The organism is Microbacterium sp. NPDC055357, from assembly GCF_053644835.1.
Genome location: NZ_JBSHLZ010000014.1, coordinates 24,898 through 46,067, shown reverse-complemented (window position 1 = coordinate 46,067; position 21,170 = coordinate 24,898). Strand labels below are relative to the sequence as shown.

17 protein-coding genes and 1 tRNA gene are annotated in these 21,170 nt (G+C 68.7%); 15 read left to right on the top strand and 3 right to left on the bottom strand.

The window, feature by feature from the left end:
* Positions 1–377 precede the first annotated feature (377 nt).
* Positions 378–451, bottom strand: a tRNA-Gly gene (locus ACWICD_RS13865).
* Between the two features lie 74 nt (positions 452–525).
* On the opposite strand from ACWICD_RS13865, the gene dcd reads away from it, so the two are divergent.
* From dcd to ACWICD_RS13850, 3 genes are all read left to right on the top strand, one after another.
* Positions 526–1,131 carry a dCTP deaminase gene (dcd, locus tag ACWICD_RS13860; RefSeq protein WP_376126977.1) on the top strand — a complete coding sequence of 202 codons (606 nt, stop codon included), beginning with the start codon at positions 526–528 and terminating at the stop codon, positions 1,129–1,131.
* 123 nt (positions 1,132–1,254) lie between these two features.
* Positions 1,255–2,859 carry a BCCT family transporter gene (locus tag ACWICD_RS13855; RefSeq protein ID WP_454140510.1) on the top strand — a complete coding sequence of 535 codons (1,605 nt, stop codon included), beginning with the start codon at positions 1,255–1,257 and terminating at the stop codon, positions 2,857–2,859.
* Between the two features lie 121 nt (positions 2,860–2,980).
* A complete protein-coding gene (locus ACWICD_RS13850; RefSeq protein ID WP_454140508.1) occupies positions 2,981–3,514 on the top strand; it encodes a MarR family winged helix-turn-helix transcriptional regulator in 534 nt (177 codons plus the stop codon).
* On the opposite strand, the gene ACWICD_RS13845 is transcribed toward ACWICD_RS13850, so the two are convergent.
* The gene (locus ACWICD_RS13845; RefSeq protein WP_454140507.1) at positions 3,504–4,901 is read right to left on the bottom strand and encodes an MFS transporter; all 1,398 of its coding nucleotides are present in this window, start codon (positions 4,899–4,901) and stop codon (positions 3,504–3,506) included. The two genes, ACWICD_RS13850 and ACWICD_RS13845, sit on opposite strands and share 11 nt — an antisense overlap.
* Positions 4,902–5,166: 265 nt before the next feature.
* Here ACWICD_RS13845 and dnaK point away from each other — a divergent pair, with 265 nt between their 5' ends.
* The 7 genes from dnaK (at position 5,167) to ACWICD_RS13810 (ending at position 13,797) form a co-directional block, all read left to right on the top strand.
* Entirely contained in the window at positions 5,167–7,023 is a 1,857-nt protein-coding gene (gene dnaK, locus ACWICD_RS13840) for a molecular chaperone DnaK (RefSeq protein ID WP_376126969.1), read from the top strand.
* Between the two features lie 5 nt (positions 7,024–7,028).
* Positions 7,029–7,637 (top strand): nucleotide exchange factor GrpE, encoded by a 609-nt coding sequence (locus ACWICD_RS13835; RefSeq protein WP_454140506.1) that lies wholly within the window; start codon positions 7,029–7,031, stop codon positions 7,635–7,637.
* 6 nt (positions 7,638–7,643) lie between these two features.
* Positions 7,644–8,636: a DnaJ C-terminal domain-containing protein gene (locus tag ACWICD_RS13830; RefSeq protein ID WP_376126965.1), complete on the top strand. Its 993-nt coding sequence runs from the start codon at positions 7,644–7,646 to the stop codon at positions 8,634–8,636.
* 1 nt (position 8,637) lies between these two features.
* The gene (locus ACWICD_RS13825; protein ID WP_454140505.1) at positions 8,638–9,096 is read left to right on the top strand and encodes a heat shock protein transcriptional repressor HspR; all 459 of its coding nucleotides are present in this window, start codon (positions 8,638–8,640) and stop codon (positions 9,094–9,096) included.
* Positions 9,097–9,101: 5 nt separating this feature from the next.
* Positions 9,102–9,827 (top strand): potassium channel family protein, encoded by a 726-nt coding sequence (locus tag ACWICD_RS13820; protein ID WP_454140504.1) that lies wholly within the window; start codon positions 9,102–9,104, stop codon positions 9,825–9,827.
* Positions 9,828–10,015: 188 nt separating this feature from the next.
* Positions 10,016–11,743, top strand: coding sequence for an ABC transporter ATP-binding protein (locus ACWICD_RS13815; protein ID WP_454140503.1), 1,728 nt, complete (start codon positions 10,016–10,018; stop codon positions 11,741–11,743).
* A complete protein-coding gene (locus tag ACWICD_RS13810) occupies positions 11,740–13,797 on the top strand; it encodes an ABC transporter ATP-binding protein (protein ID WP_454140502.1) in 2,058 nt (685 codons plus the stop codon). The genes ACWICD_RS13815 and ACWICD_RS13810 overlap by 4 nt, the downstream gene beginning before the upstream one ends.
* On the opposite strand, the gene ACWICD_RS13805 is transcribed toward ACWICD_RS13810, so the two are convergent.
* Complete coding sequence (locus ACWICD_RS13805; RefSeq protein WP_454140501.1) at positions 13,798–14,391, bottom strand: hypothetical protein; 594 nt, start codon at positions 14,389–14,391, stop codon at positions 13,798–13,800.
* A 114-nt stretch (positions 14,392–14,505) separates the two neighbouring features.
* On the opposite strand from ACWICD_RS13805, the gene ACWICD_RS13800 reads away from it, so the two are divergent.
* The 5 genes from ACWICD_RS13800 to ACWICD_RS13780 all read left to right on the top strand — a co-directional run bounded on the left by ACWICD_RS13800 (position 14,506) and on the right by ACWICD_RS13780 (position 21,036).
* On the top strand, positions 14,506–15,714 hold the full coding sequence (locus ACWICD_RS13800) for a glycosyltransferase (RefSeq protein ID WP_376126954.1): 1,209 nt from the start codon (positions 14,506–14,508) through the stop codon (positions 15,712–15,714).
* Positions 15,715–15,721: 7 nt separating this feature from the next.
* Complete coding sequence (locus tag ACWICD_RS13795) at positions 15,722–16,939, top strand: glycosyltransferase (protein WP_454140500.1); 1,218 nt, start codon at positions 15,722–15,724, stop codon at positions 16,937–16,939.
* Positions 16,940–17,145: 206 nt separating this feature from the next.
* Entirely contained in the window at positions 17,146–18,135 is a 990-nt protein-coding gene (locus ACWICD_RS13790; protein WP_454140499.1) for a GlxA family transcriptional regulator, read from the top strand.
* An 83-nt stretch (positions 18,136–18,218) separates the two neighbouring features.
* Positions 18,219–20,411, top strand: a complete 2,193-nt coding sequence (locus tag ACWICD_RS13785) for an ATP-dependent Clp protease ATP-binding subunit (RefSeq protein WP_454140498.1) — start codon at positions 18,219–18,221, stop codon at positions 20,409–20,411.
* A gap of 157 nt (positions 20,412–20,568) precedes the next feature.
* Positions 20,569–21,036 carry a hypothetical protein gene (locus ACWICD_RS13780; protein WP_376126946.1) on the top strand — a complete coding sequence of 156 codons (468 nt, stop codon included), beginning with the start codon at positions 20,569–20,571 and terminating at the stop codon, positions 21,034–21,036.
* Positions 21,037–21,170 lie beyond the last annotated feature (134 nt).

Sequence of the window (21,170 nt, the reverse complement as noted above, 5' to 3'; positions counted from 1 at the left end):
GAGGAGGTCGCGATTCCCGAACTCACTGCGGCATAATCACAACAGCTGATCCCGCACGGTGTCGAGATTCTCCACCACTCAGCGGGACGTCACCCGACCGTGGCGCGATATCTCTCTCAAGTCGCCCGAACGACGGGTCCCGTCACGATGTCTGCTCGTGTGGCGAGCGGGTTTCGAACCGCTTTACAGCACTACCGGGACTGAATACGAAGGACAACTGGCGGGTGGCGGGGCGAGCGGCGGATTCAGACGACACGAAGTTCCGGTGCTCAGTCTTCGCCGGCAAGTGGTACGGGGAAGGCCACTCCGCTCCCCAACGGTTCGATTCCAGCAACACAAAGGTCCTGCTGCACCGCCTATGGCGGCACATCAGGACCTGGAGGGGATGACGGGAATCGAACCCGCGCTATCAGCTTGGGAAGCTGAAGTTCTGCCATTGAACTACATCCCCCTGCACCCGGAGGTGCCCGGCCAGCATAACAAAGCAGCGTGAGGTGCGGCATCCGGAGCCTCTAGGCTGGTCGCGTGCTGCTCTCCGACCGTGACATCAAGCTCGAGCTTGAATCCGGCCGTATCGGCCTGGATCCGTACGAGCCCGGAATGGTCCAGCCGTCGAGTGTCGACGTGCGCCTGGACCGGTACTTCCGGCTGTTCGACAACCACAAGTACCCGTTCATCGACCCGGCGGAAGACCAGCCCGAGCTGACGCACCTCATCGAGACGACACCCGACGAGGCGTTCATCCTGCACCCGGGAGAATTCGTGCTCGGGTCGACGTTCGAGCAGGTGTCCCTGCCCGACGACGTCGCAGCGCGGCTCGAGGGCAAGTCCTCGCTCGGGCGGCTCGGCCTGCTGACGCACTCCACAGCCGGGTTCATCGACCCCGGATTCTCGGGGCACGTCACCCTCGAGCTGTCCAACGTCGCGACGCTGCCGATCAAGCTGTGGCCCGGCATGAAGATCGGGCAGCTGTGCTTCTTCCGGCTGTCGTCGCCGACCGAGAACCCCTACGGCACGGGGCCGTACAGCAACCGCTACCAGGGGCAGCGCGGCCCCACGGCATCCCGATCGTTCTTCAACTTCCACCGCTCGGACGTCGCCACGACCGACGCCGGATCCCGCGGCGCCTGATCGGTCACACTCTGGGCAGGCGCGGCCCGCATCGATAGCGTGGGTCGCGTGACGAGCCAGCCCGCGCCCCTATCCGGTCCGACCGAAGAGACGGCGCGCCGGTTCCGCCCGGCGCCGTGGGTCATCTGGCCCGCCGCCGTCATCGTGGTCGTCTTCAGTGCGTTCGCGATCATCTTTCCGGATGCCGCCGAGTCGGCCTTCGGCGCGATCCAGACCACCGTCGTGAACACGTTCAGCTGGTACTACGTGCTGATCACGGCGTTCTTCGTCGCCTTCGCGCTCTTCCTCGGCTTCAGCCGGTTCGGCGACATCAAACTCGGACGCGACGATGACGAACCCGAGTTCTCTATGCTCGCGTGGTTCTCGCTGCTGTTCGCGGCCGGCATGGGCATCGGCCTCGTCTTCTACGGCGTGAGCGAGCCGCTCAGCCACTTCGTCGATCCGAAGCCGGGGGTCGAGGGAACCCCCGCGCAGCTCGCACAGTCGGCGCTGACGCAGACCTACCTGCACTGGGGTGTGCAGGCGTGGGCCATCTACGTCGTCGTCGGGCTCGCCCTCGCGTACGCGATCCACCGCCGAGGACGCCCCCTGTCGATCCGCTACGCGCTCGAGCCGATCCTCGGCGCCAAGGTCAAGGGCGGGTGGGGGCACCTCATCGACACGGTCGCCCTCGTCGGCACGCTGTTCGGCGTCGCGACATCGCTCGGCCTCGGTGTGCTGCAGATCGGCGCGGGCCTCAATGCCGCGGGGCTCATCGACGAGCCCGACCTCATCGTGCAGATCGCGATCATCACGGTCATCACGGCGGCGGTGCTGTTCTCGGTGCTGTCGGGCGTCGCGCGCGGTATGAAATGGCTGTCGTCCTTCAACCTCGTGCTGGCCGGGCTCGTGCTGCTGTTCGTGCTCTTCGCCGGCGAGACGACGTACCTTCTGCGCGAATGGGTGCAGTCGATCGGGGCCTACATCCAGAACTTCGTCGGGCTCAGCTTCTCGGTGAGCGCGTTCCAAGGGGCCGCGGGTCAGGAGTGGCAGGCGACGTGGACGGCGTTCTACTGGGGATGGTGGATCTCGTGGGCGCCCTTCGTCGGCGTCTTCATCGCGCGGGTCAGCCGCGGCCGCACGGTGCGTCAGTTCGTCCTGGGCGTCCTGCTCGTGCCGACCCTCGTCGGCATCCTGTGGTTCGCGGTCCTCGGCGGATCGGCGATCAAGGTCGAGATGGACAACCCCGGCTCGCTCACGACCGACGGTGCGGTCGACGTCGAGGCGGCGCTGTTCGAACTGTTCACGTTCCTGCCGGGCACTCCGCTGCTCACGATCGGCGCCATCATCCTGATCGCGATCTTCTTCGTGACCTCGGCGGATTCCGGTGCACTCGTCATGGGCATGATCGCGACCGGCGGCAATCCCGAGCCCTCGCGCCCCGTGCGCACGTTCTTCACGCTCGCGACGGCCGTGCTCGCGCTCGCGCTGCTCATCGCGGGTGGGCTCCTCGCCCTGCAGACGGCGGCGATCCTCATCGCGCTGCCGTTCAGCGTCGTCATGCTGCTGATCTGCTGGGCGACGATCGTCGCCTTCCAACGGGAGAGACGGTTCTACGAGCGCACGCGGCGGCGCCTGTTCGTCGAGCAGATCGGCGCGCACTACGGCCTCGAGGTCGAAGAGCCCAACGAAAGCGGCGTGCGACTGCCGTCGTGGCTGCGGCCGCGCGGGCGGGGCGGGGCGGACTGACGGCCCGCGCTGCCGTCTCCCGGTGACGCACGTCCAGGAAACGACAGCGGATGCCGCGGCTACGTCGCCGACGCGTCGCGGCCGCGCACGAACCCGGCGTCGAAGCCGCGCTCGTAGGCGTGTGAGTTCACAGGAACCCGGCGAGGCCGAGCAGATCGTCGCCGCCCTCGCGCAGCTGCGCGGCGGGCGCCCGGGGCGCCCGCCCGGACCCGGGTTCGGGCAAGGTCCGTTCGGCTCGAGGGCGCAGCATCCGGAACATGCCGGGCACCGCGGCGGCCATCACGCCGGTCACGGCCGCGGGCACGGACCGATGGGGCGGTTCGCGGCCCGCTTCCGGCTGCTCGAAGCGCTCGCGGCGACGCCGACGGCCCTCTCTGTGAGCGAGCTCGCCGAGCGCATCGGCGTCGACCAGCCGCGCGCGAGCCGGCTCGTGCAGGCCGCCGTGGCCGAGGGTCATGTGCGTCGCGAGGCGAATCCCGACGATGCGCGGCGCACCGACATCGTGCTGACGGATGCGGGGCGCTCCCTCGTCGCGCAGGCGCGCAGTGCGCGCGTGGATGCCGCCGAGACCGCCTCGCCGACTTCACGCCCGACGAGCGTGCACAGCTCGCGGCGGCCTGGCCGCGCTGACGCGGCGGCGTCCGCTACTCGATGACGGCCTGCTTCGCCCTGACCGGCAGCATGAGCAGCAGGCCCGCCAGCAGCACGAGCACGATGCCGAGGATGCCCAGACGCGTGTCGCCGGAGATGCCGACGAAGAGCGCGAACAGGCCGGGGGCGAGGAAGGACACGGCGCGCCCCGTCGTCGCATAGAGACCGAAGATCTCACCCTCGCGGCCGACGGGGGTGATGCGGGCGAGGAACGAGCGGCTCGCGGACTGGATCGGCCCGACGAAGGCGCACAGCACGAGCCCGGCGATCCAGAAGCCGATCTGCGCCGTGCCGATGAAGAGCACGACGCTGCCGGCGACGACGAGTCCGACGAGCGAGACCATGATGACGACCTTCGGGCCGAAGCGGTCGTCGAAGCGTCCGGCCAGGATCGTGAAGATGCCGGCGACGACGTTGGCGGCGACGGCGAAGTAGAGCACCTGCGACGACGAGAAGCCGAAGACCTGGGCCGCGATGATCGCGCCGAAGGTGAAGACGCCGGCCAGGCCGTCGCGGAAGACGGCGCTCGCGAGCAGGAACATCAGCACCTGGCGGTTGCCGTGCCAGAGCTTGGTGATCGTCCCCCACAGCACGGCGTAGGAGCGGAAGAAGCCGACGCGCACCTGGCGCTCGCGAACGGGGACCTCGGGCACCCGCAGCAGCACGGGGATCGCGAAGACCCCGAACCACACCGCCGACGCGACGATCGCCAGGCGGATGTTCATGCCGTTCTCGGTCGTGATGCCGAGGGGGCCGGGGCTGTCGACGAGGCCGATGAAGAGCACGAGCAGAAGCACGAGCAGCGCGATGCCGCCGACATAGCCCATGCCCCAGCCGAAGCCCGACACGCGGCCCATGTTCTGCTTCGTCGACACCTGCACGAGCATGGCGTTGTAGTTGACGCCGGCGAACTCGAAGAAGACGTTGCCGATCGCGAGGAGCGTCGCCCCGAGCACGAGGAACGCCGGCGACCCCTCGACGAAGAACATCGCGGCCATCGCGGCGACGACGAGCATCGTGTTGACTCCGAGCCACAGTTTGCGCCGGCCCGTGCCGTCGGAGCGCTGGCCCATGACCGGGGCGAGCGCCGCGATCAGGATGCCGGCGATCATGAGCGCGATCCCCACGAGCGAGGCGTTGTCGGCGAGGGCGCGCACGAGCGCGGGATCCTTGGCGTCGCCGCCCGCCGCGTCGAGGACGGACTGGTCGACGAAGAGGGTCGAGGCGAGGTAGGTCGAGAAGACGAAGGTCGTGACGACGGCGTTGAAGGCGGCCGAGCCCCAGTCCCACAGCGCCCAGGCCAGCACGCCGCGCTTGCGCGTGGCGTCGGCCGCGCCGATCGTCGCCGCGGCGACCTCGGATTCGGGAGCGGGCTGATCCGGAAGCGACATGCCCGTCACGCTACCGCCCTCTACCCGCGAGACTGCATCCGCACGGCGAGACCGAGGGTAATACCCGCAGTCTCGACCTGTCGTTGCAGTCTCGCGGTCTAGCGGGGTTGAGTCGAGGGGTGTCAAGTTTGAGTTGACAGTCACGGTGGGGCGGCAGTAGGGTTGAGTCAGTTAGGCTCAACCTCGCTCGGATGGGCCGACCACCAACTTCACCGACCAATGACCTCGGGTGGCTGCTGCCACCCAGACAGAAGGAGAAACGCACATGGCACGAGCTGTGGGAATCGACCTCGGCACGACGAACTCCGTCGTCAGCGTCCTCGAGGGCGGCGAGCCGAAGGTCATCGCGAACGCCGAGGGCTTCCGCACGACGCCCTCCGTCGTCGCCTACACCAAGGACGGCGAGGTGCTCGTCGGCGAGACCGCGAAGCGCCAGGCCGTCACCAACGTCGACCGCACGGTCGCCTCGGTCAAGCGCCACATGGGCACCGACTGGGGCTTCGATGTCGACGGCAAGAAGTGGACGCCGCAGGAGATCTCTGCGCGCATCCTCCAGAAGCTCAAGCGCGACGCCGAGGAGTACCTCGGCGACACGGTGACGGATGCCGTCATCACGGTGCCGGCGTACTTCAACGACGCCGAGCGTCAGGCGACGAAGGAAGCCGGCGAGATCGCGGGCCTCAACGTGCTGCGCATCATCAACGAGCCGACCGCCGCCGCGCTGGCCTACGGGCTCGACCGCGGCAAGGAGGACGAGCTCATCCTCGTCTTCGACCTCGGTGGCGGAACGTTCGACGTCTCGCTGCTCGAAGTGGGCAAGGACGACGACTTCTCGACGATCCAGGTCCGCTCGACCTCGGGCGACAACCGCCTCGGCGGCGACGACTGGGACCAGCGCCTCGTCGACTACCTCATCAAGCAGTTCAAGGACACGACGGGCGTCGACGTCTCGGGCGACAAGATCGCGCTGCAGCGTCTGAAGGAAGCGGCGGAGCAGGCGAAGAAGGAGCTGTCGAGCTCGACGTCCACGAGCATCAACCTGCCGTACCTGTCGCTCACCGACAGCGGCCCGGTGTCGCTGAGCGAGACGATCACGCGCGCCAAGTTCGAGGACCTCACGAAGGACCTGCTCGACCGCACCAAGAAGCCCTTCGAGGACGTCATCCGCGAAGCCGGCATCAAGGTCTCCGAGATCGATCACATCGTCCTCGTGGGCGGATCGACGCGTATGCCCGCCGTCGCGGAGCTGGTCAAGAAGGAGACGGGCAAGGACGCCAACAAGGGCGTCAACCCCGATGAGGTCGTCGCCGTGGGCGCCGCGCTCCAGGCCGGTGTCCTCAAGGGTGAGCGCAAGGACGTCCTGCTCATCGACGTGACACCCCTGAGTCTCGGCATCGAGACCAAGGGCGGCATCATGACCAAGCTCATCGAGCGCAACACGGCCATCCCGACCAAGCGCAGCGAGACCTTCACGACCGCCGACGACAACCAGCCGTCGGTCGCGATCCAGGTCTTCCAGGGCGAACGCGAGTTCACCCGCGACAACAAGCCGCTGGGCACGTTCGAGCTGACCGGCATCGCGCCGGCTCCGCGCGGCGTCCCGCAGGTCGAGGTCACCTTCGACATCGACGCGAACGGCATCGTGCACGTGTCGGCCAAGGACAAGGGCACCGGCAAGGAGCAGTCGATGACGATCACGGGCGGCTCGTCGCTGCCCAAGGACGACATCGAGCGCATGGTGCGCGAGGCCGAGGAGCACGCCGCCGAGGACAAGAAGCGCCGCGAGGGCGCCGAGACCCGCAACCAGGCCGAGACCCTCGCCTACCAGATCGAGAAGCTCATCTCGGAGAACGAGGACAAGATCCCCGCCGACGTGAAGGAATCGGTCCAGGCCGACGTCAACGAGCTGAAGTCCGCCATCGCGGGCGACGACGACGACAAGGTCAAGGAAGCGTTCGACAAGCTCAGCCAGAGCCAGACGAAGCTCGGTGAGGCGATCTACTCGCAGGACCAGGCCGCTGCGGCCGACGGCGCCGCCGAAGAGGCGGCTGAGGAGACGAGCGGTGCCGAAGAGGATGTCATCGACGCCGAAGTCGTCGACGACGAAGAAGACAAGAAGTAGGGGACATGACGGATAAGGACTTCGACAACGACGAGGTCCGTCCGGACGGCGAGGGGTCGGAGGCACACGTCTCCGACCCCGCGTCGCACCAGGACGACCTGACGGTCGATGACATCCTCGGCGCGGACCAGACCGACGATGCGCTCACGGGCGACGACGCGGTGGACCTCCCGCCCGAGGCGGCGGCCTACCTCGCCGACCTCAAGCGGCTGACGGCGGAGTACGCCAACTACCGGCGGCGTACCGAGGAACAGCGCCAGCTCGAGATCGAGCGGGCCAGGGGTGAGGCTGCCAAGAGCCTGCTGCCCGTGCTCGACGATCTCGACCGGGCCGAGAAGCACGGCGATCTCGAAGAGGGCTCGGCCTTCACCGTGATCGCCGAGAAGGTGCGCGGCGCGGTGGCCAAGCTCGGCGTGACCGCCTACGGTGCGGCCGGCGACGTCTTCGACCCGCAGCAGCACGAGGCGATCTTCCAGGTTCCGACGCCGGGTCAGACCGCGCCGACGATCGTCGATGTCGCCGAGGTGGGCTACCGCCTGGGCGATGTCGAGCTGCGTCCTGCGAAGGTCGTGGTCGCCGTCCCGGCGGACCCCTCGACGAGCTCAGGGACCTGAGTTCAGATGGCCAGTCAGGACTGGTTCGACAAGGACTTCTACCAGGTCCTCGGGGTTTCCAAAGACGTCTCCGACGCCGACCTGAAGAAGACGTACCGCAAGCTCGCGCGCAAGTATCACCCCGATTCCAATCAGGGGGATGCCGCGGCCGAAGCGAAGTTCAAAGAGGTCAGCGAAGCGTATGCGGTGCTGTCCGACACGGCCCAGCGCGAAGAGTACGACCAGATCCGCGCCATGGGCTCGGGCGCCCGCTTCACGGCGGGCGGCCAGGGCGCCGGCGGGTTCGAAGACGTGTTCTCGCAGTTCGGACAGGGTCGCGGCGGCGGCAGGTACGCCTCCGCCGCCGACTTCGATGACATCTTCTCGATGTTCGGGCAGCAGGGCGCTGGTTTCGGCTCGGGGCGTTTCGGGCAGTCGACGGGCGGGTACCGCGGCTACGGCGGCCCCTCGAAGGGGGCCGATGTCACGGCCCGCACGACGATCGACTTCCTCACCGCGACGAAGGGCGAGACCATCTCGCTGCAGGGCGAAGACGGCAAGCCGTTCAAGGTGAGGATCCCCGCGGGGGTCTCCGACGGGCAGAAGATCCGGCTCCGCGGACGCGGACGCCCCTCGCCCGACGGCGGCGAGAGCGGCGACATCGTCGTGCAGGTCGCCGTGCGAGCGCACCCCGTCTTCGAGCGCGACGGACTCAATCTGCGCGTCAAGGTGCCGGTGACCTTCACCGAGGCGGCTCTCGGCGCGACGATCGAGGTGCCCACGCTCGGCGGCGACCCCGTCAAGCTGCGCGTCGCCCCGGGAACGCCCTCGGGTCGCGTGCTGCGGGTGAAAGGTCGCGGCGTCGAGACCTCGAAGGGCAAGGGCGACCTGCTCGCCGAAGTCCAGGTCGCCGTGCCGGCGCACCTCGACGATGCCGCCCGCGAGGCGCTCGAGCGGTTCCAGTCGCTCGAACCGAAGGAGAACCCGCGCGCGGACATGATGGCGAAGGCGCGCGGTTGACATGAGTCACGATGAGATCGACGCCGAGGCACCGATCTTCGCGATCGCGGTGGCCGCCGAGCTGTCCGGCATGCACCCGCAGACGCTCCGGCAGTACGACCGGCTCGGCCTCGTCGTCGCCGCGCGCACGCAGGGTGGTTCGCGGCGGTACTCGCTGCGCCACGTCGAGCAGCTGCGCGAAGTGGCTCGCATGTCGGCAGAGGGCATCGGACTCCCCGCGATCATGCGGATCCTCGATCTCGAGAGTCGCGTGCGCGAGCTCCACACGCGCGTGCGCGACCTCGAGGACCGCGCGCGCGCGGCAGCCGAGTCCCGGCCCGGTGCACGCGTCTTCGCGGCCGGGACGACCGGCGCCGTCGTGTCGCTGCGCCGCGGCACACGCGCGCGGCGCGCGACCGACATCGTCGTCTGGCGGCCGCGGCACCCCGGCCCCGCTTCCGCAGACGACGCCGAAGACTGACCCGCATGAGCGACTATCTCCCCGGGGAGACCGCCGCGACGCACCGCTGGTCGGACGCGATGTACTGGCCGCTCACGGTGTCGGCCCTCGTCTTCCTCGTGACGTTCACGATCCACGTCATCGGGGACGTCCGCGGCACGGCGGCGCTGGTCACGACGACGATCATCGGCGTGACGTGGTTCGTCTTCATCGTCGACTTCCTCGCGCGGCTCGCGCTGTCGCGCCCGCGCGGGGCGTGGTTGCGCGCGCACCTCGCATCGCTGGCCATGGCGATCATGCCGCCGCTGCGTCCCGTCCGCCTGCTCGACACCTTCACGCGGCTCGCGGCCTTCCGCCACTCCGCCGGCGCGACGCTGCGCGCTCGCCTGCTCATCTACGGCGGCGGGTCGGCGCTGCTGCTCGTCTGGTACATCTCGCTCGTCGTGCTGCAGGTCGAGCGGCATGCGCCGGGCGCATCGATCACGACCTTCGGCGACGCGGTCTGGTGGGCGTTCTGCACCATCACCACGGTGGGATACGGCGACTATGCGCCCGTGACCGTTCCAGGCCGGATCGCGGCGGTCGTGCTCATGGGCGGCGGCGTCGTGCTCGTCGGGCTGATCGTCGCGACGATCTCGTCGGCGGTCGTCGAACGGGCGACGCGCGCGAAGACCACGCACGACAGCCACCTGCCGCATCCGCATCTCCATCATCGTGATGCTCATCGCAGCGACGGTGGCAGCACCGCGTGACGGATGCCGCATGAGCGATCACGGCGCCGTGGTCGGAGCCGGAAAACGCACGGATTCGCTCAGGGCGTACGGATGGGACTTCATCCGTGTCGGTGGCAGGTCGTAGCCTGTAGTGCGCTATCGGGGGCTCGCCTGCGGCATCCGCTCGCCCCGTCGCATCGTTCCGCTCTCTCACATCCGGAGAACACGTGCTCGGCAGACTCCTCATCCGCTACCTGAAGCGATACCGCTGGCTGCTGCTCGGCGTGCTCGTCTTCCAGTTCGCCGCGGCGATGGCCTCGCTCTTCCTGCCGCGCCTCAACGCGAACATCATCGACGAGGGCGTCGCGAGAGGCGACACCGCCTACATCTGGTCGACCGGGACGCTCATGCTCGCGATCTCGCTCGGGCAGATCGTCGCCTCGATCATCGCGACGTACTTCGCCGCGCGTGCGGCGATGGCGACGGGCCGAGACATCCGCCGCGACGTCTACGAGAAGGTGAGCGGCTTCTCGGAACGCGAGGTGTCGCGGTTCGGGCCCGGCTCGCTCATCACCCGCAACACGAACGACGTGCAGCAGGTGCAGATGCTCGCGATGATGGGCGCGACGATGCTCGTGAGCGCGCCCCTGCTGGCGATCGGCGGCGTCATCATGGCGTTGCAGCAGGATGTCGGGCTGAGCTGGCTCATCGGCGTGTCGGTGCCCGTCCTGCTCGTCCTCGTCGCGCTGATCATCAGCCGCATGGTGCCGCTGTTCCGCGCGTTCCAGTTCAAGCTCGACGCCGTCAACCGCATCATGCGGGAGCAGCTCACCGGAGTGCGGGTCGTGCGCGCGTTCGTGCGCGAAGACATCGAGGCGAAGCGGTTCCGCGGGGCGAACACCGACATCATGGTGGTCGGCCGCAAGGTCGGCTCGCTGTTCGTGCTGATGTTCCCGCTCGCGATGCTCGTGCTCAACGTCACGGTCGTCGGGGTCATCTGGTTCGGCGGAATCCAGGTCGATGCCGGCGAGGTCGAGATCGGCACGCTCTTCGCGTTCATGCAGTACGTCGGACAGATTCTCATGGGTGTGCTCATGGCCACCTTCATGACGATCATGATCCCCCGCGCCGCCGTCTCGGCAGAGCGCATCGGCGAAGTCCTCGCGAGCGAATCGACGCTGACGCGCGCCGAGAACCCCGTGAGCGTCTTCGACGCGCCCGGAACGGTGCAGTTCGACGGGGTCGAGTTCAGCTACCCCGGCGCCGAGGCGCCCGTCCTGCAGGGCATCAGCTTCGGTGCGGCGCGCGGTGAGACGGTCGCCATCGTCGGTTCGACGGGCGCGGGCAAGACGACGCTGGTCTCGCTCATCCCGCGGCTCTTCGATGTCACCGGCGGTGCCGTCCGCGTCGGCGGCGCGGACGTGCGCGAGGCCGACCTCGATCGGCTGTGGAAGACGATCGGTCTCGTGCCGCAGCGGCCCTTCCTGTTCACGGGCACGGTCGCCTCGAATCTGCGTTTCGGCCGCGAGGAGGCCACCGACGCCGAGCTGTGGCACGCGCTCGAGATCGCGCAGGGCAAGGACTTCGTCGAAGAGATGGACGGGCAGCTCGACGCCCGCATCGCGCAGGGCGGCACGAACGTCTCGGGCGGTCAGCGACAGCGCCTGGCCATCGCCCGGGCCATCGTGCATCAGCCCGACATCCTCGTCTTCGACGATTCCTTCTCGGCGCTCGACCTCACGACCGACGCACGATTGCGCCAGGCGCTCTGGCACGAGCTGCCGGAGGTGACGAAGATCGTCGTCGCGCAGCGCGTCTCGACGATCACCGAAGCCGATCGCATCGTCGTGCTCGAAGACGGGCAGATGGTGGGGCTCGGCACGCACGACGAGCTGCTCGCCACGAACAAGACCTACCGCGAGATCGTCGAATCGCAGCTGGGGGTGGAAGCATGAGCGCGCCCGACGTGCTGACCGAAGAAGAGCGCCTCGAGCTCGAACTCGCCGAGCAGGCGCGCCAGACCTCCGGCGACTGGGATGCCGTCGCCCCCGGCAAGGCCGCGAACTTCGGCAAGAGCTTCGCGCGCCTCATCGGGCTGCTGCGTCCGCATGCCGTCGCCTTCACGCTGGTGTCGTTCCTCGGCGCCGTCGGCGTCGTCCTCGCCGTCATCGCACCCAAGGTCCTCGGCGAGGCGACCAACCTCATCTTCGAGGGCTTCGTGTCGCTTTCGCTCGCGGGGCAGTTCCCCGTCGGCACCCCGCAGGCCGACGTCGTCGCCGCGCTCGATGCCGCCGGTCAGGGCGACATCGCGAACATGGTGCGCGCGATGGACGACTTCGCCGTCGGCGCGGGGGTCGACTTCGACAGCCTGCGGATGGTCATCGTCGGCGTGCTGGCGATCTACGTGGCCTCGTCGCTGCTGAACTGGGTGCAGGGCTATGTCATCAACGTGATCATGGTGCGCACGATGTGGCGCCTGCGCGAGTCGGTCGAGGCGAAGATCAACCGTCTTCCGCTGTCGTACTTCGACAAGGTGCAGCGCGGCGAGCTGATCTCCCGCGTCACGAACGACATCGACAACATCACCCAGACGATGCAGCAGTCGCTGTCGACCGTCGTGACCTCGGTCCTGACGGTCATCGGTGTGCTCTTCATGATGTTCACCATCTCGTGGCAGCTGGCTCTCGTCGCTCTGGTCTCGCTCCCGCTCATGGCGGTCATCTTCGGAATCATCGGACCCAAGTCGCAGAAGGCGTTCGGAATCCAGTGGCGCAAGGTCGGGCGCCTGAACGCGCGCGTCGAAGAGTCGTTCTCTGGTCACGCGCTCGTCAAGGTCTTCGGTCGTGAGAAGGACTCGCGCGAGAAGTTCCAGGAAGAGAACGAGGAGCTCTTCGAGGCGGCCTTCAAGGCGCAGTTCCTGTCGGGCATGATCATGCCCGGCATGATGTTCATCGGGAACCTCACGTATGTCGGAATCGCTGTCCTCGGCGGTCTCATGGTCGCCAGCGGGCAGTTGCGCCTCGGCGACGTGCAGGCCTTCATCCAGTACTCGCAGCAGTTCACCCAGCCGCTGTCGGAGCTGGGTGGCATGGCCGCCGTCATCCAGTCGGGCACCGCCTCGGCCGAGCGTGTCTTCGAGCTGCTGGACGCCGAAGAAGAAGAGCCCGACGCCCCCGACGCCCCGGAGCCGGTCGACGGCGAGGGCGTCATCGAGTTCGAGAACGTGAAGTTCTCGTATACCCCCGACCGGCCCCTGATCACCGACCTGTCGTTCCGCGTCGAACCGGGCCAGACCGTCGCGATCGTGGGTCCGACCGGTGCCGGAAAGACGACGCTGGTCAACCTCATCATGCGGTTCTACGAGCTCGACGGCGGGCGCATTCTGCTCGACGGGCAGGACATCAGCGACCTCACCCGCGACGACGTGCGCTCCCGCACCGGCATGGTGCTGCAGGACCCGTGGCTGTTCGCCGGCACGATCCGCGAGAACATCCGCTACGGACGCGAGTCGGCAACCGATGACGAGATCGTCGAAGCCGCCATCGCCACGCGCGTCGACCGCTTCGTGCACTCGCTCCCGGACGGTTACGACACGGTGCTCGACGAAGACGCGTCCAACGTCTCGGCGGGCGAGAAGCAGCTCATCACGATCGCCCGGGCGTTCGTGGCACAGCCGTCGGTGCTCATCCTCGACGAGGCGACCTCGTCGGTGGACACCCGCACCGAGCTGCTCCTGCAGCACGCGATGGCGGCGCTGCGCGAAGGGCGCACGTCGTTCGTGATCGCCCACCGTCTCTCGACGATCCGCGATGCCGACCTCATCCTGGTGATGGAGCACGGCGACATCGTCGAGAAGGGAACGCACGACGAACTGATCGCGGCCGAGGGTGCGTACTGGCGGCTCTACCAGTCGCAGTTCGAGCAGGCCGCGCAGGATCCGGACGCCGAAGAGGCGCTTCTCGACGCGACGCGCACGGGCGCCGTGCCCGTGATCGACGGGCAGGGGTGATCAGACCGGATCGATGCGCAGCACGCCGGGGCGCTCGCCGACCGTGAGGTCGTCGATGACGCGCAGGCTCCGCGCCAGGTCGTCGACCGAGCCGATGACGGTGCCGAAACGCTCACGGTCGGCGAACACCGCGGTCACGGTCACGAAGTGCGTGCCCGTGTCCCACGTATAGGTCGCGAACGGCGGGGTGCGCGGATCCGCGGGCAGCGGCATCGCGAGCTTCTCTCCGGCGCCGAGATACGTTCCACGGAACGTCTCGGTGTCGTCGTACTCCATCGGCATCATGGCCCGCGCCGCGCGCAGCTGCGCCGTCGCCGCCTGCACCTGCGCCATCACGACGACCAGTTGCGGATCCGCTTTCCACACCCACACCAGCACGCGGCCTGCCGCCTTGCGCATGAGGAACGGGGCGGCCTGACTCATAGCCCACGCCGCGACCCCGCCGCCGGGTCGCTCGGAGGCCCCCATCGCGCGGTTGGCCTGGGCCAGCAGCATCCGGATCGCGGCTTTGCGGTGTCGTCGCCCCCGCCAGCCGAGGGACTCGGTGACGGGGACCCACAGGGTCACGTCGGCGTCGGCCTGCAGTCGGGGCATGAATCCAGCGTAGGCGTGTTCCCGGGGACGAAGCAGGCCCTCGGGTTACAGTGGGACCGGCGCGCGACCTCCCCACGGCGTGCCGCTCCGCACTATAGACAGGCCGCTCTCTTCGTGACCGAACCCGCGACGCCCGACGACCACGCCGCCGCCGCACGGCCCCTGACCGTTCTCATCGGTGCCGACACCTTCCTGCCGCACGTCAACGGTGCCGCTCGCTTCGCCGAGCGTCTGGCGGCGGGTCTGGTCGATCGCGGCCATGACGTGCACGTCATGGCGCCCAGCGCCGGCCACCGCAACCACGGCACGTTCCGGGAGGTCATCGAGGGCCGGGAGATGACGGTGCACCGCCTGCCCGCGTGGCGCTGGCCTCCGCACGACTGGCTGACGTTCGTGCTGCCGTGGATGTCGAAGCACTACGCGCGCCGCGTGCTCGACGAGGTGCGCCCCGATGTCGTGCACATCCAGTCGCACATCGTGATCGGCCGCGGGCTCGCGCGCGAAGCCCGCAAGCGCGGCATCCCCGTCGTCGCGACCAACCATGTCATGGCCGAGAACATCGTCGATTTCACGACGCTGCCTCCCGTGCTCGACAAGGTCGTCGTGAAGCTCGCGTGGAACGACGCCAGACGCACGTTCGACATGACGCGCGCCGTCACGACGCCGACCCGTCGTGCGGCGGACTTCCTCGAGAAGACGATCGACATCCGGGGGGTCGTTCCCATCAGCTGCGGTCTGGATGCCCGCAACTACACGGCTGATCTCACGCCCCGCGACGCGCATCGCATCGTGTTCGTCGGCCGGCTCACGACCGAGAAGCAGATCGACGTCGTGCTGCGGGCCATCACGAAGCTCGATCCCGCGCTGGAGGTCACCTTCGACATCGTCGGCAACGGCGATCAGCGTCGGAACCTCGACCAGCTCACGCGCGAGCTCGGGCTCACCGACCGGGTCACGTTCCACGGCTACACGACCGATGAGGAGCTGCGCGGCCTGCTCACCCGTGCGAGCGTCTTCGCGATCGCGTCGATCGCCGAGCTGCAGTCGATCGCGACGATGGAGGCCATGGCATCCGGCTTGCCGATCGTCGCCGCGGACGCCGTCGCGCTGCCGCACCTCGTGCACGACGGCGAGAACGGCTACCTCTTCGAGCCGGGAGACGTCGACGACCTCGCCGCCAAGCTCACGACCGTGCTGACGCAGTCTCCCGAAGAGCGCCTGCGCATGCAGCAGGCGTCGCTCGACGGCGTGAAGATCCACGACATGCAGCGCACTCTCGACACGTTCGAGGCGCTGTACCGCGACGAGCCCCTGCCGGAGTGACGCGCTCGTGCACGTCGTGATGTTCGGCGATCAGCACGTCGAGACCCTCGGCGGAGCACAGGTGTCGATGCGCCTGCAGCGGCGGTTCCTCGAGAAGGCCGGACACACCGTGACGGTGGTCGCTCCCGCGATGCACGGGCCGCGTGCGCGAGCGACGCCCTTCGACACCGGCTACGTCGATCTGCCGTCGATCCCCATCACGGTGGACCGGGAGTACTCCATGGCGTGGCCCGGACGGCGGACCGATCGCCGAGTGGATGCCGCGTTCGCGGGTCGTCCTCCCGTCGATGTCGTGCACGTGCAGGCCGATTTCTGGGGTGCGTTCATCGGGTATCGCTTCGCCCAGCGCCACTGTCTTCCGGTCGTGCACACGATGCACAACCGGGTCGACGTCGGCATCGAGGCGACGGCGCCCCTCCCCGGGCTGGTGCTGGGTGCGCTCAACGCGTGGAGCAGGCGGGCCCTCGGTGTGCCGACGCCCGGACGTGACGGGTGGGCGTACTTGCGGCGGCTGGCGGCGGGTGCCCAGGCGGTCACGGCCCCGTCGCACCACTTCGCCGAGCGGCTCGAGCGGCACGGCGTCTTCGCCGACGTCGACGTCGTGTGGAACGGCATCGACGACGACCTTCTCGACGGTGTGCTCGCCGCGACGGCGCCCGAACGCGAGCCCGGGCCGCCGCGGTTCGTGTGGCTCGGACGCATGAGCCCCGAGAAGCGGCTCCTGCCGTTCCTCGAGGCCCTCGGTCGGGCGGACGTGCACGCCGAGGTCGAGATCATCGGCGGCGGCGGTCAACTGGGCGCTGCCCGCCGCCTCGTCGACAGGCTGGCGCCGGCAGCATCCGTCGTCTTCTCGGGCCCGATGCCGTACGCCCGGACGCTGCGCCGGATCCAGGCCGCCGACGCAGTCGTGCAGACCTCGATCGGCTTCGAGACGCAGGGCATGACGATCTTCGAGGCCGCGTCGCTCGGCACGCCGGCGGTCGTGAGCGACCCCGACCTCGCGCGCGAGCTCGGAACCGGGTTCTGGGCCGTCGGGGGCGACGTCGACGCACCGCCCGCGGTCGCGGACGCCTCGGTCGGCGCGCTGGCGGCGGCTCTGCGGCAGGCCGCGGGCGACATCGCGGCGGGATCGGCCGTGCAGCCCGACCCCGGTATCCGCGAGCGCTTCCGCCAGTCGTCGCGCACCGCGGCGATGGTCGAGGTCTACGACCGCGTGCGCGCCTGACCGGTTCAGGGCAGACGGCGAGGATCAGTCGGCACCTGGCGATAGCCGTCGTGCGCGACGACCGTGACCGTGCCGATGATCGCCAACGTCGTGACGGTGATGATGGCAGCGAGAAGGATCATGGCAGGAAACCTACGCTTGCGCTCGAACTGCCGCGAGTGGCAGGATGGGCACCTGTCGCACGAATACTGCCACTTGGGAGCGCCATGAAGACCGTCGCCGTCATCGTCCAGCCGGGCTTCGCGCCCTTCGAGTTCGGTCTCGCGTGCGAGGCCTTCGGGCTCGACCGCTCCGAGGACGGCATCCCGAACTTCGACTTCCGCATCGTGACGCCCGATCCCGGCATCGTGGTGTCGAAGATCGGGTTCTCGATCAACGTCGATCTGGATCTCGCGTTCGCATACGAGGCCGACCTCGTGGTCGTCTCGCCGACCCCCCGCGCCTCCTGGCGTCACACCGATGAGCGCGTGCTCGATGTCGTGCGCCATGCGGTCGCCCGGGATGCGTGGGTGCTGAGCGTGTGCAGCGGCTCGTTCATCCTCGGCGCGGCCGGCGTGCTCGACGGGCGCAGAGCGACGACCCACTGGATGTATGCCGACGCCATGGCTCGGATGTATCCCGCTGTCGACGTCGATCCCGACGTGCTCTACGTGCAGGACGGCCGCATCATCACGAGCGCCGGCACCGCCGCGGGGATCGACGCATGCCTGCACCTGCTGCGGCAGGAGATCGGCGCGGAACTGGCGAACAAGATCGCGCGGCGCATGGTCGTGCCGCCGCAGCGCGACGGCGGGCAGGCGCAGTTCATCGATCGGCCGCTGCCCGCGACGACGTCGCTGTCGCTCGCGCCCGTGAGCGATTGGATGCTCGACAATCTGCGACTCGACCTGACGGTCGATCAGCTCGCCGCGAGGGCGCACATGTCGCCGCGCACGTTCGCGCGGAGGTTCAAGGCGGACTTCGGGGCGACTCCCGCCGCCTGGCTCGCCCGGCAGCGGATCATGCACGCGCAGCGGCTGCTCGAGACGACGGAGCTGGGCCTTGACCGCATCGCCGACGAGAGCGGATTCGGTTCGGCCGCCGTCCTGCGGCAGAACTTCGCTCGTGTGCTCGGCACGACCCCGACCGCCTATCGCGATCGATTCAGCTGCACGCGCCAGATGGCGGATGCCGCGATGCTCGACCCCGTCGCCTGACCCTCTTGCCGCCACGAAGGCTCCTGCGCTAAACTTGAGTCAACACGGCTCAACCTTGAGTCGCTCAGACTTCAGGAGCACGAATGAACGCACAGCCCCAGCCCGGGCAGGAGGAGCAGCAGAGCGCCCTCGAACAGTTCGGGATCAACCTCACCGACCGCGCCCGTCAGGGCAAGCTCGACCCCGTCATCGGGCGGGACAGCGAGATCCGCCGCGTCAGCCAGGTGCTGACCCGGCGCACCAAGAACAACCCCGTCCTCATCGGTGAGCCCGGCGTCGGCAAGACCGCCGTCGTCGAAGGTCTCGCCCAGCGCATCGTCGCGGGCGACGTCGCCGAGTCGCTGAAGGGCAAGGAGCTCATCAGCCTCGACATGTCCGCCCTCGTCGCCGGGGCGATGTACCGCGGTCAGTTCGAAGAGCGCCTCAAGAGCGTCCTCAAAGAGATCACCGAGTCCGAAGGACAGGTCATCACCTTCATCGACGAGCTGCACGTGCTGATGGGCGCGGGCGGCGGCGAAGGATCGGTCGCGGCATCCAACATGCTCAAGCCGATGCTCGCGCGCGGTGAGCTGCGACTCATCGGCGCCACGACGCTCAACGAGTACCGCGAATTCATCGAGAAGGATGCCGCGCTGGAGCGCCGCTTCCAGCAGGTCTACGTCGGCGAACCCAGCGTCGAGGACACGATCGCGATCCTGCGCGGGCTCAAGGAGCGCTATGAGGCGCACCACAAGGTCGCGATCGCCGACGGCGCGCTCGTGGCCGCGGCATCCCTGTCGAATCGCTACATCCCGTCGCGGCAGCTGCCCGACAAGGCGATCGACCTCATCGACGAAGCCGCCTCGCGGCTGCGCATGGAGATCGACTCGGCCCCCCTCGTGATCGACGAGCTGCGCCGGCATGTCGACCGGCTCAAGCTCGAGGAGATGGCGCTCAAGCGCGAGAAGGACGACGCGTCGAAGGAGCGTCTCGCGACGCTGCGCGCAACGCTCGCGACCGAGCAGGAGCGCCTCGGCGAGCTGCAGAACCGGTGGGAGCAGGAGCGCGCATCGCTCAACCTCGTCGGCGATCTGAAGACCCAGCTGGATGCTGCGCGCATCGAGGCCGACCGCGCACAGCGCGAGGGCAATCTCGAGCGGGCGTCGCGGCTGCTCTACGCCGACATCCCCGCGCTCGAGCGCAAGCTCATCGACGCCGAGAAGGCCGAGAGCAGCGACGACCGGATGGTCGGCGACCAGGTGACCGAAGAGGACATCGCGAAGGTCATCGCGGCGTGGACGGGCATCCCGGTCGGGCGCCTGCTGCAGGGCGAGACCGAGAAGCTGCTGCACCTCGAGCGTGAGCTGGGCAAACGGCTCATCGGGCAGAAGGACGCCGTCAAGACCGTCGCCGACGCCGTGCGCCGATCGCGCGCCGGCATCAGCGACCCGCAGCGACCGACCGGATCGTTCCTGTTCCTCGGGCCCACGGGCGTCGGCAAGACGGAGCTCGCCAAGGCGCTGGCCGAGTTCCTCTTCGACGACGAGCACGCCATGGTGCGCATCGACATGTCGGAGTACGGCGAGAAGCACTCGGTCTCGCGGCTCGTCGGCGCCCCTCCGGGGTACGTCGGCTACGAGCAGGGCGGCCAGCTGACCGAGGCGGTGCGCCGGCGTCCGTACTCGGTCGTGCTGCTCGACGAGGTCGAGAAGGCCCACCCCGAAGTCTTCGACGTGCTGCTGCAGGTCATGGACGACGGGCGCCTGACCGACGGCCAGGGCCGGACGGTCGACTTCACGAACGTCATCCTGATCCTGACGTCGAACCTCGGCTCGCCCATCCTGATCGATCCCGCCCTGACGACCGAGCAGAAGCGCGACCAGGTCCTGGCGCTGGTGCGTCAGGCGTTCCGCCCGGAGTTCGTCAACCGGCTCGATGACACCGTCGTGTTCCACGCGCTCACCGAGGACGATCTCGCGCAGATCGTCGAGCTCTCGGTCGACGCGCTGCAGCGGCGCCTCAAGGACCGCCGACTGACGCTCGCCGTGACGCCGGATGCGCGCGCGTGGCTCGCCGAGCGCGGGTACGACCCGCTCTTCGGAGCGCGGCCGCTGCGCCGGCTCATCCAGTCCGAGATCCAGGACCGTCTCGCGATGGCGATCCTCGGCGGCGGCGCCCGCGACGGGGACACCGTCCGAGTCGACGTCGCCGCCGACGGCTCCGCGCTCGTGCTGACGAGCACCGAGCCGTCGCGGGCGCCCGAGGACATCGTCGACGCCGAGCTGGTCGAGGACTGACCTCGACCTCCGGCCCCGGCCCGTGCCCCTGACCGCGAGCTCCGGCCCCGGCCCGTGACCCCTGACCGCGAGACTGCATCGGCACGCCGAGACAGCGGGTAGACCCCGACGTCTCGCGGTGCCGATGCAGTCTCGCGGGAGCCGATACGGTCGGGGGATGCATATCGCACCCTCCGGCCGTTTCGTGTTCGTCGCGCAGTGGATACTCGCGCTCCTCCTGCCCCTGTTCGTCGTCATCGGGCGCGGCCTCGTCGGCTCGCCGCTGGGCTGGATGATGGTGATCGGCATCTGGTTCGGCCTCTTCGGGATCGTCGCGCTGTACGTGCCGCCCGTGCTGACCCTGTTCGACCGCGAGGTGCGCGCCGCGAAGGCGACGCGCGTGGTGTATTCGGCGGCGACATGGGTGCTGTGGGTCGCGCTCGTCGTGTTCGCCCTCACGCTCGTCGACGGCGGAGATGACGGTGAACCGGGCTCGGCCCTCACGGTGTGGACGGGCGACGCCGTGTCGGACGACGCCTCGAACCTCATCGCTCTCATCGCCGCCCTCGTCGGCTTCGTGGCACTGGTGGCCGCGCTCGCCTTCGCTATCGCCGGCATCATCCGCGGCCGCCGCCAGACCCGCTGACCGCTCGTTCTTGACCGGGCCTGTGACCGGGCCTGTGACCGGGCCTGTGACCGCGAGACCGCAACGGCACGCCGAGACTGCGGGTGAACCCCACGGTCTCGGCCTCCCGTTGCAGTCTCGCGGGTAAGCGCGGG

Excerpts from the sequence above, each read along its gene's own strand:
- ACWICD_RS13845 (WP_454140507.1), bottom strand. The coding sequence starts at position 4,901 with ATGTCGCTTCCGGATCAGCCCGCTCCCGAATCCGAGGTCGCCGCGGCG.
- dnaK (WP_376126969.1), top strand. The coding sequence starts at position 5,167 with ATGGCACGAGCTGTGGGAATCGACCTCGGCACGACGAACTCCGTCGTC.
- ACWICD_RS13835 (WP_454140506.1), top strand. The coding sequence starts at position 7,029 with ATGACGGATAAGGACTTCGACAACGACGAGGTCCGTCCGGACGGCGAG.
- ACWICD_RS13830 (WP_376126965.1), top strand. The coding sequence starts at position 7,644 with ATGGCCAGTCAGGACTGGTTCGACAAGGACTTCTACCAGGTCCTCGGG.
- ACWICD_RS13825 (WP_454140505.1), top strand. The coding sequence starts at position 8,638 with ATGAGTCACGATGAGATCGACGCCGAGGCACCGATCTTCGCGATCGCG.
- ACWICD_RS13820 (WP_454140504.1), top strand. The coding sequence starts at position 9,102 with ATGAGCGACTATCTCCCCGGGGAGACCGCCGCGACGCACCGCTGGTCG.
- ACWICD_RS13810 (WP_454140502.1), top strand. The coding sequence starts at position 11,740 with ATGAGCGCGCCCGACGTGCTGACCGAAGAAGAGCGCCTCGAGCTCGAA.
- ACWICD_RS13805 (WP_454140501.1), bottom strand. The coding sequence starts at position 14,391 with ATGCCCCGACTGCAGGCCGACGCCGACGTGACCCTGTGGGTCCCCGTC.
- ACWICD_RS13790 (WP_454140499.1), top strand. The coding sequence starts at position 17,146 with ATGAAGACCGTCGCCGTCATCGTCCAGCCGGGCTTCGCGCCCTTCGAG.
- ACWICD_RS13785 (WP_454140498.1), top strand. The coding sequence starts at position 18,219 with ATGAACGCACAGCCCCAGCCCGGGCAGGAGGAGCAGCAGAGCGCCCTC.
- ACWICD_RS13780 (WP_376126946.1), top strand. The coding sequence starts at position 20,569 with ATGCATATCGCACCCTCCGGCCGTTTCGTGTTCGTCGCGCAGTGGATA.